Raw genomic sequence first — 16,059 nt, 5'->3', positions numbered from 1 at the left:
GCGCTCAAGAATGCACCGTAGGCTCTTATGTCGCGCTATGCTGCTGCGCATTCATTGCAGAAGGAAACCTGATTCATGGCAGGAAGCAGTTTGCTGGTGCTGATCGACGACATCGCGACCGTGCTGGATGACGTGTCCTTGATGACCCAAATGGCCGCCAAGAAAACGGCCGGCGTACTCGGTGACGACCTGGCGCTCAACGCTCAGCAAGTCAGTGGCGTGCGTGCCGAACGGGAAATCCCGGTGGTCTGGGCGGTCGCCAAGGGTTCGTTCATCAATAAACTGATCCTGGTGCCGTCGGCGCTGGCGATCAGTGCGTTCATTCCGTGGCTGGTCACACCGCTGTTGATGGTCGGCGGTGCCTATCTGTGCTTTGAAGGGTTTGAGAAGCTCGCCCACAAGTTCCTGCACAGCAAGGCTGAAGATCAGGCTGAACATGCCGAATTGGTCGAAGCTGTGGCAGACCCGGCGGTGGATCTGGTGGCGTTTGAAAAGGACAAGATCAAGGGCGCGATCCGTACCGACTTCATTCTCTCGGCCGAAATCATCGCCATCACCCTCGGCGTCGTCGCCGAGTCGGCGCTGACCCAGCAAGTCGTCGTGCTGTCGGGGATCGCCATCGTCATGACTGTCGGTGTCTACGGGTTGGTAGCGGGTATCGTCAAACTCGATGATCTGGGGCTCTGGCTGACCCAGAAGCCTGGTCAGATGGCCAAGAGCATCGGTGGCGGGATTTTGCGTGCGGCTCCGTACATGATGAAAAGCCTGTCGGTGATCGGCACCGCGGCGATGTTCCTGGTCGGCGGCGGCATCCTGACCCACGGCGTGCCGGTGGTGCATCACTGGATCGAAAGTGTCAGCGCGGGGGCGGGTGGTGCCGGGTTTATCGTACCGACGTTGCTCAATGGGGTAGCGGGGATTGTGGCGGGGGCGGTGGTGTTGGTTGGGGTGATGGCTGCCGGCAAGATCTGGAAAGTCCTGAAAGGCTGAAGCGCGAATAGAGGATTTATCTGCAGTACATAACAACTGTGGGAGCGAGCTTGCTCGCGATGGCGGTGTAACAGTCAACATCAATGTTGAATGTAACGGCCTCATCGCGAGCAAGCTCGCTCCCACAGTGTTTTTTGGGGGGCTTGTTTACTCGGCAACCTGCAACTTGCGCGCTTCGGTGTACACGTAACGCACTTTCTCGTACTCGAATGGCGAGTTCATCTGACCATAGCGGAAGCCGGTCTGGTGGCGCTTGTCGATGCCGCGCAGGATCACGACTTCCGGATGGTTGGAGCTGACTTCGGCCACGTTGAGGAAGTTGATCGCATTCTCGGCCGAGTAATCCACCAGCAGGCCGCCGGTGTCACGCAGATTCGACGGACCGAGGATCGGCAGGACGAAGTAAGCGCCGCCCGGCACGCCGTAGAAGCCTAAAGTCTGGCCGAAGTCTTCGCTCTGACGCGGCAGGCCCATGGCGGTGGCCGGGTCCCACAGGCCGGCGATGCCGATGGTGGTGTTGAGCAGCAGTCGCCCGGTGGTTTCCAGCGAGCGCTGGCCCTTGAGTTGCAGCAGGCTGTTCATCAGGTTCGGCACATCGCCGAGGTTGTTGAAGAAGTTGCTGACACCGGTGCGCAGGAAGCTCGGGGTAACGTAGCGGTAACCATTGACCACCGGCAGGAACACCCATTGGTCGAAGCGGTAGTTGAAGTGATAGACGCGCCGGTTCCACTCTTCCAGCGGATCGTAGACGGCCAGCGCGTTGAGCGTCGAACGCTCGAACTCGCGCTGATCCAGGCCCGGGTTGAATTTGAGTTTGCTCAGCGGCTCCTTGAAGCCATCGCTGTCGACGACCACGGGGGCATTGGCTTTGCTGTTGTCGGCATTGGCGACGCCTGCACAGAGTAACGCTGCGAAAAGCAGGAGATATTTAGCCACGGAAAAACTCCAGCATGGCGTCGCTGTTGACGCGGTAGTTAATGTTGCCGCAGTGGCCGCCATACGGGTAAACGGTCAGGCGATCACCGAAGGTCTTGCGCAGGAAGCCTAGGTCGCCAGGACCGAGGATTACGTCATCGGCGTTGTGCATGACCGCGATTTTCGGGCTTTCGTGCAGGTAGTCCTTCAGTGCATACAGGCTCACCTGGTCAATCAGTTGCAGCAGGCTGCCGCCGTCGGTGCGGGCGCGCCACATCGGGATCACTTGTTCGGTGATGTAGCAGTCGAAGTCGCATTGCAGCGCACGCTTGAGGAATGGCGTGAGGCTGGTGCCCTCGGTGATCGGGAACTTCGGTGGGGTGATCAGGCCGCGACGGTTGACCAGGTCCGAAGTGAAGGCGATGTCGGCCGCCGAAAAGCGGAACGAGGTGCCGATCAACATGGCCATCTGCTCGTTGGTCAGGTGCTGCTTGGACTGCTGGAAGTCGTAGAGCAGGGCGTCATTGAGGTCGATGTAGCCCTTTTGCTGGAAGTAGCGGGTCAGCTTGTCCAGTACCAGTTCATAGAATGTGGTGCTGGTGTTGATGCCCTTGACCTCGGTCTGGACCAGTTTGTCGAGGTTGGTGATCGAGGTGTAGAGGTTGACCGGCGGGTTGAGCAGCAGGACTTTCTTGAAGTTGAAGCTGCGGCGGGTTTCGTCCAGGTGAGAGACGAAAGCTGCATCCAGTGCACCCAGGCTATACCCGGTCAGGTAGTAATCGGTGACCGGCACTTTCGGATTCTGTGCCCGTACGGCCTGCATCACCCGGTACAGATCTTCGGCGTCTTCCTTGGAAACACCCGGCGTGGCGAAGCGTGAGGCGGCACTCATGAAGTCATAGCTGGTGGGCGATGACAACTGCACCACGTGGTAGCCGGCTTTGTAATAGAGCTTTTTCAGGTATTCGTTCAGGGTGCTGTCATAGCGCGCGCCGGTGCCGGCGATCAGGAACATCAGCGGTGCGGCGTGATCCTGTGTGGCAATGCGGTAGTCGAGCGTCTTGACCGCCCAGAAGTTGTTCGGCAATTCGAACGCCCGTTCCGGACGCAAGGTGACACTGCGCACCGTCTGATCGATGTCTTCGTCCAGAGGTAACTCCGGACGCAGGTCCGGCGGTGTGGTCGCGATGGTCGCCTCGAACGGGTTGGTCAGGGGGTAGCCATAGCTGGCGGCGTCAATGTCGGCCGCCAGTGCGGACGCACTCAATATAAGGCCGCCAAACAGGGCAGCGAAGCGCAAGGAACGGAGCATGACTAAATCCCTTAGAGGAAGGTGCCGAATGAATTTCGCAGGCTATGACCACCAGATTTGCGCCAAAGTGCCAACCCTCGGCACCAAACAGGCTTAATTTCGAAGTAATAGTAGCTGGACGATACACTTTGCAGCGATTGAAAGACCAGTTAACAGTTGTTATCGCTTGCGAAACGCTTAAGGGCGATTAAGCTGGCCGCCGCTTTTCGCCAATTGGAGTGTTTCATGTCTCGCCGCTTGCCCGTGATTCTGCTGCTTGTTTTGCTGCCTTTATGGCTGGCCGCCAGTTATGGCGCGCGCTATGGCTTCATGGAGGATGCGCAGTGGGTCGGCATTTGTGTGGATGAAGCGAATCGTTGGGAATGCCTGGTACGTTCGAACCTGGGGCTGATGATCCATTTCGGGGTGTTGGGCTGGGCTGCGCTGGGTGCGGCGATCATCGGCTTTATCGTGCCGGGGCGGGCAGGCTGGTGGCTGGCGGTGCTGGCGCTGGTGTTCGGTTTTCCGGCACTGGCGTTGTACAACACCACGCTGGCGGTGTTTGCGGTGGTGATTGCGGGGTTGCGGTTGGTCAGGGCTTCTCGTAGCGCCTGATAAATAGCTATCGCGAGCAGGCTCGCTCCCACGATTGATCTTAGTCGCACACGGATTTCGTGTTCACTGAAGATCGCCTGTGGGCGAGCCTGCTCGCGAAGAGGCATTTACAGGCACGCAACTCAGGTCGGTTTCACTCCATACCTATCAGTTCTGATAGTAGACGGCCCTCCCGATAACTCCGAATCTATCCATCCGAAAACCGAATATGAAACGGATGCCGCCATGACCGTCCAGCAAGCTACATTACTGTGCCGCTATCACTACGACCCGCTGGATCGAGTTGCAAATTGTGCCCCGCTGAATCAGTCGGGCATTCAGCGTTTTTACCGAAAAAATCGTTTGGCCACTGAGATACAGGGGCAGGTGCAGCACTCGATGCTTGAGCGCGAGGAGCAGCCGTTGGCGCAGCAACAGCGTCAGGCGGGGAGGATTGACTCTGTGTTACTGGCCACGGATTTGCAACGTTCGGTTCTGTATTCACTATCACTCGGTCAACACCAGCGGCCGGTCTATTCCCCTTATGGTCACCGTTCGCCCGAAGGTGGTTTGATCAGCCTCCTGGGCTTCAATGGCGAGCGGCGAGATCCGGTGACCGGGCATTATTTGTTGGGGAATGGGTATCGTGCCTTTGACCCAGTGTTGATGAGGTTTAACAGTCCGGACAGTTTGAGTCCGTTTGGGAAGGGCGGGGTGAATGCGTATGCGTATTGCCTTGGGGATCCCGTTAACAAGGTGGATCCACTGGGGGAGTTTGCATTGTTTGCGCGAACTATTCATCGGCTTGTTTCAGTCTCTATTTCTGCCGGACAGCATGCTGGAAAAAGTTTAAGAGTTTGGAGTAAAGGCTCAATCAACGGCTTCTCAAAGACGCCGCCACGTCCTGGGCATGGACCATTATCACCAATTGAATCAGGTAGGGCGGGTGTGTCGAAGGCGGTTACCAGTAACCCTAGCAGCATCACTAAAGAAGCAGCGGCTCGAGCCGGTGAATTGAATTTATATGAAGCGGGAGCAGCGTTTAGACTCGCTAAAAATAAAGTTACTCCTCAACTATCGAGACAGATGAAAAATCAGAAATATCTCGAAACTAACAACCTTCCGGATCATATGCAGTACAAAATGCCGCAGGAACACTCTAAAAATCTAGACAGATTCCAATGGGCTGACCAGAATTTGAAAAAGGTTGTTACGGGGCAAACGTTGAAGTCCCCCGGAGAGTTAATGTCGACATATAGATTTGTAGAAATAATCAGACAGGCGTGATCGAATCCCTTTTTTACAACGGTTCGATCACGCGGTTATTGATACTCAGATCGTGGCTGGGTTCCCGCGAACCCGCAAACACCGCCACAACGAAGCCACCATCAACACACTCACCAGCGCCCAACCCCAGGCCTGCTGGTTCTGCAAACCTTCACGGTACAGCTGCGGTGCAATGCCGGCACCGATGATGAAGGTCAGCAACGCAATCTCGCGGCGCGGCACGTTCACCGGGCGACACAGATAGACCAGTGCCGGCACGATGAACGCGACACTCGGGAAGCTGCGATAACGCGGATCGAGCACCAGTTCCAGCATCATCACGGCTGCCGCGAAACCTGTCGTTGCAACCAGCCAGCCAGCCCGGCGCTCAAGCAGGTTGAAAGCCCGCCCGCGCCAACCGTTGCGAGGGCTCAATGTCAGCGCGGCATGAGCCAGCACCAGCAGATTCAGGGCGGTCAGCAATCCGACCCATAGCCATTCACTGGTAAAGCGCGTGGTCACCCGTGCCAGGTCGCCCCAGGCGCCAATCGAACACGCAGCCAAGGCACCGAGCAGGGGCAGCACCAGTGCCGACCGCGTCGTGCGGACCCGACCACCGAGCAGCAAGGTGCCGATGAAGATCAAGCCGCCCACCGCCAGCCACTGCGACCAGTACGGTACGTTTGTCACGGGCCCCGCCAGCACGCCCTTGTCCTGGCGATCGGCGTCGAACAAGCCCCAGTATCCACCGACCGCACCTTCACTGGCGCGTTTCCAGGGCTGGTCGAAGGCTTCGATCAGGTTGTAGTGCCAACCCTGTTGCTCGGCCATGGCGACAAAGCCGCGAATGAACTTGGCTTCGTTGACCCGACTCGGCAGGGCCGTTTCGCGCTGGCGACCTTCGCTTGGCCAGCCGGTTTCGCCGATCAGCACATCCTTGGGCGCGAATTTGTTGCCGAACACCTGGCGTACATCGGCCACATGCTGCAGGGCTGCGTCGATGTTCGACGGATCATCTTCCCAGTAGGGCAGCAAGTGAATGGTCAGGAAGTCCACGGCGGGGGCAATTTCCGGATGCTTGAGCCAGAACTCCCAGACGTCGGCGTAGGTGACAGGTTGTTTGACCTGGCTCTTGACCTTGTTGATCAGCTTCGCCAATTGCGCGCCAGTGACTTCCTTGCGCAGCAGGGTTTCGTTGCCGACGATCACTGCGCTCACCACATCCGGGTTGGCATTGGCCGAGGCGATCAGCAGGTCGACTTCTTTCTCGGTGTCCACCGGGTTGCTGTTGACCCAGGCACCGATCATCAGCTTCAAGCCATGCTTGCGCGCCAGGTCCGGCAGGGCTTCGAGGCCGGTCATGGAATAGGTGCGGATGCATTCGAAACGGGTCGCCAGCAGCGCGAGGTCGGCGTCCATGCGCTCCGGACGCAATTTGAATGGCTGGTCGAACGGCGATTGATCCTTGTCGAACGGCGTGTAGGAGGCGCATTGCAGCTTGTGCGTCGCGCTGGCGACGTCCGGTAAAGCCACCGGTTTGCCGAGGCCGTACCAGAAGCCACCGAGGGCAAACAGCCCCAGCAGGCAAGCGAATAGATAAGCAGCGAAAGGAAAGCGGGATGTCGCGGACATGGTCAGGCCGTGTGGGAGCAAAGCGGCGCATGTTACCTGCATTTACCGCGTGCTTGGTGGCCTGCATGATTTTGACATGCAAAGTTCGAGCGGATTGGCAGGGGGTCTGTTGCGCTGAGGATTAATGGCTTTCTGATGTCGTTTCTCGATGGCTTGAGGTCGCTGGCAGAGCAGGTCGCCATGAGCGTCAGGTTGATTATCGCAAGTGTCAGTACTCCGCTGATGTTCGAACGAGTTTGCGGTGGGCGTGATGGGGGCGCTGTGCACCATAACAATACGTTTAAGCGACTCGGCATCCGTCGAGCGCAGCACTTTCGGGGAAGTAACGATGAAGATGCGACGACTCTTGGGCGCAGGTGCGGCTTTGGTGCTGGCGATCAGTTCGGCCGTGGCGAGCGCCGCCGGCAAGGACGTGACGCTCGGTTATGTCGACGGTTGGTCGGACAGTGTCGCCACGACCAACGTGGCGGCTGAAGTGATCAGGCAGAAACTCGGTTATGACGTGAAGCTGCAAGCCGTCGCTACCGGGATCATGTGGCAGGGCGTGGCCACCGGCAAACTCGACGCCATGCTGTCGGCCTGGCTGCCGGTGACCCACGGTGAGTACTGGACGAAGAACAAGGATCAGGTCGTCGACTACGGCCCGAACTTCAAGGACGCGAAAATCGGCCTGATCGTGCCGGAGTACGTCAAGGCCAAGTCCATTGACGACCTCAAGACCGACGACACCTTCAAGAACCGCATCGTCGGCATCGACGCCGGTTCAGGTGTGATGCTCAAGACCGATCAGGCGATCAAGGACTACGACCTGACCGGTTATCAACTCAAGGCCAGTTCCGGCGCCGGCATGATCGCCGAGCTGACCCGTGCCGAGAAGAAGAACGAATCCATCGCGGTCACCGGCTGGGTACCGCACTGGATGTTCGCCAAGTGGAAACTGCGCTTCCTCGAAGACCCGAAAGGCGTGTACGGCGCGGCTGAAACCGTGAACAGCATCGGCAGCAAGGGCCTGGAAGCCAAGGCGCCGGAAGTGGCCAAGTTCCTGAAGAACTTCCAGTGGGAATCCAAGGATGAAATCGGCCAGGTGATGTTGGCGATTCAGGATGGTGCCAAACCTGAAGCCGCGGCGAAGGATTGGATCGCCAAACACCCTGAGCGTGTGGCTGACTGGACCAAGTAATAGCAAAGAGCACGCTTGCCCCTGTGGGAGCGAGCCTGCTCGCGAAGCGTTCTGCCAGTTGACTGATATGTCGACTGGCATGACGCCTTCGCGAGCAGGCTCGCTCCCACAGTTGTTTGGTGCATGCTGGAAGTTGGCGAATACGTCATGTGGTTCTAAGACTAAGGTCGTCTGGAACCTGCCCCGCAGCCGCATAGAGTGGATACCGTTCCAACTAAATCTGTGCTGCGAGGATAAAAACAATGAACGACAGCATTTACCTCTCGATTCAAAACAGCCCGCGCTTCAAGGAGCTGGTTAGCAAGAGGGAACGATTCGCCTGGATTCTTTCGGCGATCATGCTAGGGCTTTACTCCGGATTCATCCTTCTGATTGCCTACGGGCCGCAGGTTCTGGGGGCGAAAATCAGCCCTGAGTCCTCGATTACCTGGGGCATACCGATCGGTATCGGGCTGATCATTTCGGCTTTCATCCTGACCGGTATCTACGTACGACGCGCCAACGGCGAGTTCGACGACCTGAACAATGCGATTCTCAAGGAGGCTCAGCAATGATCCGCCGTCTAATGGCTCTTTTGAGCATCGCAGCTTTCGCACCTGGCGCCTGGGCGGCTGACGCCCTGACCGGTGCCGTGCAGAAGCAACCGCTTAACGTGTCCGCGATCGTGATGTTTGTCGCCTTCGTCGGTGCCACCCTGTGCATCACCTACTGGGCTTCCAAGCGTAATAATTCGGCAGCCGACTACTACGCCGCTGGCGGCAAGATCACCGGTTTCCAGAACGGCCTGGCGATTGCCGGTGACTACATGTCGGCTGCGTCCTTCCTGGGTATTTCCGCGCTGGTGTTCACCTCTGGCTACGACGGCCTGATCTACTCGATCGGCTTCCTGGTGGGCTGGCCGATCATTCTGTTCCTGATCGCCGAGCGTCTGCGGAACCTGGGCAAATACACCTTTGCCGACGTGGCGTCCTATCGCCTGGGGCAAACCCAGATCCGCTCGCTGTCCGCTTGCGGTTCGCTGGTGGTGGTGGCGTTTTACCTGATCGCGCAAATGGTCGGTGCCGGCAAGCTGATCCAACTGCTGTTCGGTCTCGATTACCACGTTGCGGTGATCCTGGTCGGTATTCTGATGTGCCTTTACGTGTTGTTCGGCGGCATGCTGGCGACCACCTGGGTGCAAATCATCAAGGCTGTCCTGCTGCTGTCCGGCGCTTCCTTCATGGCGCTGATGGTGATGAAGCACGTCAACTTCGACTTCAACATGCTGTTCTCCGAGGCGATCAAGGTCCACCCGAAAGCTGATGCGATCATGAGCCCGGGCGGCCTGGTGAAAGATCCGATCTCGGCGTTCTCCCTCGGTCTGGCGCTGATGTTCGGTACCGCTGGCCTGCCACACATCCTGATGCGCTTCTTCACCGTGAGTGACGCAAAGGAAGCTCGCAAGAGCGTGTTGTACGCAACCGGTTTCATTGGCTACTTCTACATCCTGACCTTCATCATCGGCTTCGGCGCGATCCTGCTGGTCAGCACCAACCCGGCTTTCAAAGACGCTGCTGGCGCCTTGCTGGGCGGTAACAACATGGCGGCGGTGCACCTGGCCAACGCGGTTGGCGGCAGTATCTTCCTGGGCTTCATCTCGGCAGTAGCGTTTGCGACCATTCTGGCAGTGGTTGCCGGTCTGACCCTGGCCGGTGCTTCGGCGGTGTCCCACGACCTGTATGCCAGCGTGATCAAGAAGGGCAAGGCCAACGAGAAGGACGAAATTCGCGTCTCGAAAATCACCACCATCGCGCTGGCGGTGTTGGCGATCGGTCTGGGTATTCTGTTCGAAAGCCAGAACATCGCGTTCATGGTGGGCCTGGCGTTCTCCATCGCGGCGAGCTGTAACTTCCCGGTACTGCTGCTTTCCATGTACTGGAAAAAGCTGACCACTCGCGGTGCGATGATCGGTGGCTGGATGGGGCTGGTCAGTGCCGTGGGCCTGATGGTGCTTGGTCCGACCATCTGGGTGCAGATCCTGCATCACGAGAAAGCTATCTTCCCGTATGAGTACCCGGCGCTGTTCTCGATGATGATTGCCTTTGTCGGGATCTGGTTCTTCTCGGTTACCGACAAGTCCGCTGCGGCTGACAATGAGCGGGCGCTGTTCTTCCCGCAGTTTGTTCGTTCGCAGACGGGGTTGGGGGCGAGTGGGGCGGTTTCGCACTAAGGCTGCGAGATTGTTTGTGTAAGTTGGGTTAAACAGAAATGCCCCGGTCGAGAGATCGGGGCATTTTTTTATGGGCGGTAATCGACCCGTTTTTTTGGATTTGCCCGTTTTACTGTAGGAGCGAGCCTGCTCGCGAAGACTTTGTGTCAGTTGGAGTGTTTTTTGAGGGGGTACATATCCATTCCTTCGGTAACGGCGACTTATGGTTTCGCCCTTACGGCGAGTCCCTTTTGTCAAACGACACAAAAGGAACCAAAAAGTCTCGCCCCGAACGTACGGCCCCTCGCCAGGGCTCGGGGTTCCTTCGCTCCGGCATTCATCCGGGGGCATCGCCCTCCGGTTGGCTTCGCTGGCACCTACATGCGATGAGTTCGACTGCGTCGAACGGCGCTGCGCGCCAATCCCCGGATAAACACCTCCGCTCAGCCTTCCGAGGGGGCGGGTGGATCAAGATCAAAAGCTGCAGGCGAGCTAACGCTCGGCCTGATGAGTGGTGAAGAGCGTGGGGGTACGCGGCCCTGCTTTTGCTCTGCTCTTCTGTGGGAGCGAGCTTGCTCGCGATGGCGACCTGTCGGCCGATCGAAATTCTGCAGCGAGCTCAACCAGCAACCAGGCCGGCCGGTAGGCCGCCTCGGGTGCTGTTGCGGTGTACGCCCCCTCGTGAGGCCGAGTGCAGGTTCTGCGCAGTGGGCAACCCGGCATGGATGCCGGGTTAGCCGCCCCCGGCCATGGATGGCCGATGGCGGCGGGCCCACGGAGCAGGACCGGAGCGAGGGAATGCCGAGCCTGGGCGAGGCACCGAATGTCAGGGGCAAAAGCGCTTGGTTACTTGGCGCTTTTCCAAGTGACCCGCCGTAAGGGCGGAACCAATAGCGGCCGTAACCGCAGAAACGGATATGTACACCATCAAAAAAAGCGCACAAACAAAAACGGCCTCCTGCTCTTTATATAAAAAGCAGAGGCCGTTCCCGGTACAACTCAACACGCTACAGCAAGACAGATCTTACTTGCGGTCTTCCAGCTTGGTGATGTCACGCGACTCGTAGCCGGTGTACAACTGGCGCGGACGGCCGATCTTGTACGGGCTGGAGAGCATCTCTTTCCAGTGGGAGATCCAGCCGACGGTCCGCGCCAGGGCGAAGATCACGGTGAACATGCTGGTTGGAATGCCGATCGCCTTGAGGATGATCCCCGAGTAGAAGTCGACGTTCGGGTACAGCGAGCGTTCGATGAAGTACGGGTCGGTCAGGGCGATCTCTTCCAGGCGCATGGCCAGTTCGAGTTGCGGATCGTTCTGGATGCCCAGTTCCTTCAATACTTCGTCGCAGGTCTGCTTCATGACCGTGGCGCGCGGGTCGCGGTTTTTGTAAACGCGGTGACCGAAGCCCATCAGTTTGAACGGATCGTTCTTGTCCTTGGCCTTGGCGATGAACTTGTCGATGTTCGAAACATCGCCGATTTCATCGAGCATGGTCAGTACGGCTTCGTTCGCACCGCCGTGGGCAGGGCCCCACAGTGCAGCGATACCGGCGGCGATACAGGCGAACGGGTTGGCGCCCGAAGAACCCGCCAGGCGCACGGTGGACGTCGAGGCGTTCTGCTCGTGGTCGGCATGGAGGATGAAGATCCGGTCCATGGCCTTGGCGAGTACCGGGCTGATCGGTTTGATCTCGCACGGGGTGTTGAACATCATGTGCAGGAAGTTTTCCGCGTACGACAGGTCGTTGCGCGGGTACATCATGGGTTGGCCCATGGAGTACTTGTAAACCATCGCGGCCAGGGTCGGCATCTTGGCAACCAGGCGGATCGCGGAGATTTCGCGATGCTGCGGGTTATTGATGTCCAGGGAGTCGTGGTAGAACGCCGAGAGGGCGCCGACTACGCCGCACATGACGGCCATCGGGTGGGCGTCGCGACGGAAGCCGTTGAAGAAGGTCTTCAGCTGCTCGTGAACCATGGTGTGGTTCTTCACGGTGCTGACGAACTGGGCCTTCTGTTCTGCGGTCGGCAGTTCGCCGTTGAGCAGCAGATAGCAGGTTTCCAGATAGTCCGACTTTTCAGCCAGCTGTTCGATCGGGTAGCCGCGGTGCAGCAGAATGCCGTTGTCGCCGTCGATATAGGTGATCTTCGACTCGCACGAGGCGGTCGACATGAAGCCTGGGTCAAAGGTGAAACGGCCCGTGGCCGTCAGGCCCCGAACATCGATAACATCGGGACCAACGGTGCCGGTTAAAATGGGCAGCTCGACGGGGGCTGCGCCCTCGATGATCAACTGCGCTTTTTTGTCAGCCATGTGGCCTCCTATTTATGCTTGAAATCATCAGACAGACCCCCCACGCAGGGCCCGCACCACTATAGTGAGATAAATTCGAATGTCAATTTGCCTAAAGTCTTGCTCCAGAAGGCTTTAACCGGACTTTTTTCTCGAAATTGGCTGCCATTTACGCCTTTTATGTCAGTTGCGCAATCAGCTGTTTGGGTTAGGTGTTTGCGTTGTCATTAGTAGCCTAACTGTCTATACTCGGCCACCGACCGCCAAGGGCTTTTGGGCTTGCTTTCATTGGGGGTCGCATCCCTGGGTGGTGGTTACCTGACCAGTGCACTCCCCAACAACTTTGCCCTGATTGTTAGGGGCTCTTCAGTGTGAAAAAAAAGCCGTGAAAAGCCAACGACCTGTAAACCTAGACCTAAGGACCATCAAACTCCCAGTCACTGCTTACACGTCCATCCTTCACCGAATCTCCGGTGTCATCCTCTTCGTGTGCCTTGCCATCATGCTTTACGCATTGGACAAGTCGCTGAGCTCCGAGGAAGGCTTCGGTCAGGTGAAAGCGTGTCTGACCAGTCCGCTAGCCAAGCTAGTGACATGGGGCATCCTGTCCGCTCTGCTTTATCACCTGGTAGCCGGTGTGCGCCATTTGATGATGGACATGGGCATCGGTGAGACGCTGGAAGGCGGCAAGCTGGGCTCGAAAATCGTTATCGCCGTTTCCGTGGTGGTAATCGTTCTGGCAGGAGTTTGGATATGGTAACTAACGTCACGAACCTGTCGCGTTCGGGCCTCTATGACTGGATGGCGCAACGTGTGTCTGCGGTCGTTCTCGCGGCTTACTTCATCTTCCTGATCGGATACATCGTGGCCAACCCTGGCCTCGAGTACGCCCAGTGGCATGAACTGTTCGCCCATAACGGAATGCGTATTTTCAGCCTCCTGGCCCTTGTTGCCCTCGGCGCTCACGCCTGGGTCGGCATGTGGACCATCGCGACCGACTACCTGACGCCAATGGCGTTCGGCAAGTCCGCGACCGCTATACGTTTCCTTTTCCAGGCAGTCTGCGGCGTTGCGATGTTCGCTTACTTCGTCTGGGGCGTGCAGATTCTCTGGGGTATCTGAGTCATGGCTAACATTCCAACGATTTCTTTCGACGCCATCATTATTGGTGGTGGCGGTGCCGGCATGCGCGCAGCGCTGCAACTGGCACAGGGCGGTCACAAGACTGCCGTGATCACCAAGGTTTTCCCGACCCGTTCGCACACTGTATCCGCCCAGGGCGGCATCACCTGCGCGATCGCGTCCGCTGACCCGAACGATGACTGGCGCTGGCACATGTACGATACCGTCAAGGGTTCCGACTACATCGGTGACCAGGACGCTATCGAATACATGTGTCAGGAAGGCCCGGCTGCCGTTTACGAGCTGGACCACATGGGTATGCCATTCTCGCGTACCGAGCAAGGTCGTATCTACCAGCGTCCATTCGGCGGTCAGTCCAAGGACTACGGTAAAGGCGGCCAGGCTGCGCGTACTTGCGCTGCGTCCGACCGTACCGGTCACGCTCTGCTGCACACCCTTTATCAGGGCAACCTGAAAGCCGGTACCGTGTTCCTGAACGAGTACTACGCTGTCGATCTGGTGAAGAACGGCGAAGGCGAGTTCGTCGGCGTGATCGCCATCTGCATCGAAACCGGCGAAACCACCTACATCCGCGCCAAGGCCACCGTACTGGCTACCGGCGGTGCAGGTCGTATCTACGCTTCGACCACCAACGCCCTGATCAACACCGGTGACGGCGTTGGCATGGCGCTGCGTGCTGGCGTACCGGTACAAGACATCGAAATGTGGCAGTTCCACCCGACCGGTATCGCCGGCGCTGGTGTACTGGTTACAGAAGGTTGCCGTGGTGAAGGTGGATACCTGATCAACAAGCACGGCGAGCGTTTCATGGAGCGTTATGCTCCGAACGCCAAAGACCTTGCCGGTCGTGACGTTGTTGCCCGTTCGATGGTTAAAGAGATCATCGCCGGCAACGGTTGCGGTCCGAACGGCGACCACGTGATGCTCAAGCTCGACCACCTGGGCGAAGAAGTGCTGCACAGCCGTCTGCCAGGCATCTGCGAGCTGTCGAAGACTTTTGCGCACGTTGACCCGGTTGTTGCTCCGGTTCCGGTTGTTCCGACCTGCCACTATATGATGGGCGGCGTTGCCACCAACATTCATGGCCAGGCAATCACCCAGAACGCCGAAGGCGTGGACGAGATCATCCCTGGTCTGTTCGCTGTAGGTGAAGTGGCTTGCGTATCGGTTCACGGTGCCAACCGTCTGGGCGGCAACTCGCTGCTCGACCTGGTGGTATTCGGCCGTGCTGCCGGCCTGCACCTGGAAAAGGCGCTGACCGACGGTATCGAATACGACGAAGCCACCGACGCCGACATCCAGGCTGCCCTGGCGCGCCTGTCCGCCCTGAACGAGCGTACCGAAGGCGAAGACGTGGCAACTCTGCGTCGCGAGCTGCAAAACTGCATGCAGAACTACTTCGGTGTATTCCGTACCGGCGAATACATGCAGAAGGGTATTGCCCAGCTGGCTGACCTGCGCAAGCGCATCGCCAACGTGAAGATCAACGATAAGTCGCAGGCGTTCAACACTGCACGTATCGAAGCTCTGGAACTGCAGAACCTGCTGGAAGTGGCCGAAGCCACCGCCATCGCTGCAGAAGTACGTAAAGAGTCCCGTGGTGCTCACGCCCGTGAAGACTTCGAAGATCGTGACGACGAAAACTGGCTGTGCCACACCCTTTACTTCCCGGGTGACAAGCGCGTGACCAAGCGTGCCGTGAACTTCTCGCCGAAGACTGTTCCGACTTTTGAACCTAAGATTCGGACTTATTAAGGGTGGCCGCCATGTTGCAAGTCAGCGTTTATCGTTACAACCCTGATCAGGACGCCGCGCCGTTCATGCAGGAATTCCAGGTTGATACCGGTGGTAAAGACCTGATGGTGCTGGACGTGCTGGCCCTGATCAAAGAGCAGGACGAGGGTTTCTCCTATCGTCGCTCTTGCCGTGAAGGTGTTTGCGGTTCCGACGGCATGAACATCAACGGCAAAAACGGCTTGGCGTGCGTCACGCCGCTGTCTGCTGTCGTAAAAGGTAACAAGTTGATCGTTCGTCCTCTGCCAGGTTTGCCGGTTATCCGTGACCTGGTCGTCGATATGAGCATCTTCTACAAGCAATACGAAAAGGTTAAGCCATACCTGCAGAACGACACGCCGGCTCCGGCCATCGAGCGCCTGCAGTCCCCTGAAGAACGTGAAAAGCTGGACGGTCTGTACGAGTGCATCCTGTGCGCTTGCTGCTCGACTTCCTGCCCGTCCTTCTGGTGGAACCCGGACAAGTTCCTGGGTCCAGCTGCCCTGCTGCAAGCGTACCGCTTCCTGGCAGACAGCCGTGACACCAAGACGTCCGAGCGCCTGGCTTCGCTGGATGACCCGTTCAGCGTATTCCGCTGCCGCGGGATCATGAACTGCGTCAACGTATGTCCGAAAGGCCTGAACCCGACTAAGGCCATCGGTCACATCCGTAACATGTTGCTCTCAAGCGGCGTGTGATTCAGCTGCTGTACCCGCTGTACCCGTAGATGCTACGGCGCAGGCTTCAACCGGCGCCGTAGTTTTAACCTGAGCAGCAGCTTAAAAGGCTGCGGC

Annotated in this window: 14 protein-coding genes; 10 read left to right on the top strand and 4 right to left on the bottom strand. The window is 58.1% G+C overall.

Features of this window, described 5'->3' with window-relative positions:
• Positions 1-75 precede the first annotated feature (75 nt).
• Positions 76-990, top strand: coding sequence for a DUF808 domain-containing protein (locus ABIE16_RS14170; protein WP_057715838.1), 915 nt, complete (start codon positions 76-78; stop codon positions 988-990).
• 147 nt (positions 991-1,137) lie between these two features.
• On the opposite strand, the gene ABIE16_RS14165 is transcribed toward ABIE16_RS14170, so the two are convergent.
• Positions 1,138-1,926, bottom strand: coding sequence for an MlaA family lipoprotein (locus tag ABIE16_RS14165; RefSeq protein ID WP_057715837.1), 789 nt, complete (start codon positions 1,924-1,926; stop codon positions 1,138-1,140).
• On the bottom strand, positions 1,919-3,217 hold the full coding sequence (locus ABIE16_RS14160) for a serine/threonine protein kinase (RefSeq protein ID WP_057715836.1): 1,299 nt from the start codon (positions 3,215-3,217) through the stop codon (positions 1,919-1,921). Before ABIE16_RS14160 ends, ABIE16_RS14165 begins: the two co-directional genes overlap by 8 nt.
• Before the next feature lie 225 nt (positions 3,218-3,442).
• Between ABIE16_RS14160 and ABIE16_RS14155 the strand changes: the two genes are divergently transcribed.
• Together ABIE16_RS14155 and ABIE16_RS14150 are read left to right on the top strand one after the other, a co-directional pair.
• The gene (locus ABIE16_RS14155; RefSeq protein WP_429521392.1) at positions 3,443-3,811 is read left to right on the top strand and encodes a hypothetical protein; all 369 of its coding nucleotides are present in this window, start codon (positions 3,443-3,445) and stop codon (positions 3,809-3,811) included.
• 225 nt (positions 3,812-4,036) lie between these two features.
• A complete protein-coding gene (locus ABIE16_RS14150; protein ID WP_349735936.1) occupies positions 4,037-5,077 on the top strand; it encodes an RHS repeat-associated core domain-containing protein in 1,041 nt (346 codons plus the stop codon).
• Positions 5,078-5,122: 45 nt separating this feature from the next.
• Here ABIE16_RS14150 and ABIE16_RS14145 read toward each other — a convergent pair whose 3' ends face one another.
• A complete protein-coding gene (locus ABIE16_RS14145; RefSeq protein ID WP_429521391.1) occupies positions 5,123-6,730 on the bottom strand; it encodes a beta (1-6) glucans synthase in 1,608 nt (535 codons plus the stop codon).
• A gap of 286 nt (positions 6,731-7,016) precedes the next feature.
• Here ABIE16_RS14145 and ABIE16_RS14140 point away from each other — a divergent pair, with 286 nt between their 5' ends.
• From ABIE16_RS14140 to ABIE16_RS14130, 3 genes are all read left to right on the top strand, one after another.
• On the top strand, positions 7,017-7,868 hold the full coding sequence (locus ABIE16_RS14140) for a glycine betaine ABC transporter substrate-binding protein (RefSeq protein ID WP_057715833.1): 852 nt from the start codon (positions 7,017-7,019) through the stop codon (positions 7,866-7,868).
• 242 nt (positions 7,869-8,110) lie between these two features.
• Positions 8,111-8,422 (top strand): DUF485 domain-containing protein, encoded by a 312-nt coding sequence (locus ABIE16_RS14135; protein WP_057715832.1) that lies wholly within the window; start codon positions 8,111-8,113, stop codon positions 8,420-8,422.
• On the top strand, positions 8,419-10,077 hold the full coding sequence (locus ABIE16_RS14130; RefSeq protein ID WP_340315098.1) for a cation acetate symporter: 1,659 nt from the start codon (positions 8,419-8,421) through the stop codon (positions 10,075-10,077). Before ABIE16_RS14135 ends, ABIE16_RS14130 begins: the two co-directional genes overlap by 4 nt.
• A gap of 1,003 nt (positions 10,078-11,080) precedes the next feature.
• On the opposite strand, the gene gltA is transcribed toward ABIE16_RS14130, so the two are convergent.
• Entirely contained in the window at positions 11,081-12,370 is a 1,290-nt protein-coding gene (gene gltA / locus ABIE16_RS14125; RefSeq protein ID WP_007977501.1) for a citrate synthase, read from the bottom strand.
• A gap of 364 nt (positions 12,371-12,734) precedes the next feature.
• Here gltA and sdhC point away from each other — a divergent pair, with 364 nt between their 5' ends.
• From sdhC to ABIE16_RS14105, 4 genes are read left to right on the top strand one after another with little or no spacing between them, the layout of a single operon-like run.
• A complete protein-coding gene (gene sdhC / locus ABIE16_RS14120; RefSeq protein ID WP_057715829.1) occupies positions 12,735-13,109 on the top strand; it encodes a succinate dehydrogenase, cytochrome b556 subunit in 375 nt (124 codons plus the stop codon).
• Positions 13,103-13,471 carry a succinate dehydrogenase, hydrophobic membrane anchor protein gene (sdhD, locus tag ABIE16_RS14115; protein WP_008049683.1) on the top strand — a complete coding sequence of 123 codons (369 nt, stop codon included), beginning with the start codon at positions 13,103-13,105 and terminating at the stop codon, positions 13,469-13,471. Before sdhC ends, sdhD begins: the two co-directional genes overlap by 7 nt.
• 3 nt (positions 13,472-13,474) lie before the next feature.
• Positions 13,475-15,247, top strand: coding sequence for a succinate dehydrogenase flavoprotein subunit (gene sdhA, locus ABIE16_RS14110; RefSeq protein WP_057715828.1), 1,773 nt, complete (start codon positions 13,475-13,477; stop codon positions 15,245-15,247).
• 11 nt (positions 15,248-15,258) lie between these two features.
• Positions 15,259-15,963, top strand: coding sequence for a succinate dehydrogenase iron-sulfur subunit (locus ABIE16_RS14105; protein ID WP_008063297.1), 705 nt, complete (start codon positions 15,259-15,261; stop codon positions 15,961-15,963).
• Positions 15,964-16,059: the final 96 nt, after the last annotated feature.

This window comes from Pseudomonas sp. 2725, from assembly GCF_050434585.1.
Lineage (GTDB): Bacteria > Pseudomonadota > Gammaproteobacteria > Pseudomonadales > Pseudomonadaceae > Aquipseudomonas > Aquipseudomonas jessenii.
The sequence above is the reverse complement of the archived record's forward strand: the minus strand, read 5'-3'. Positions and strand labels throughout refer to the sequence as shown.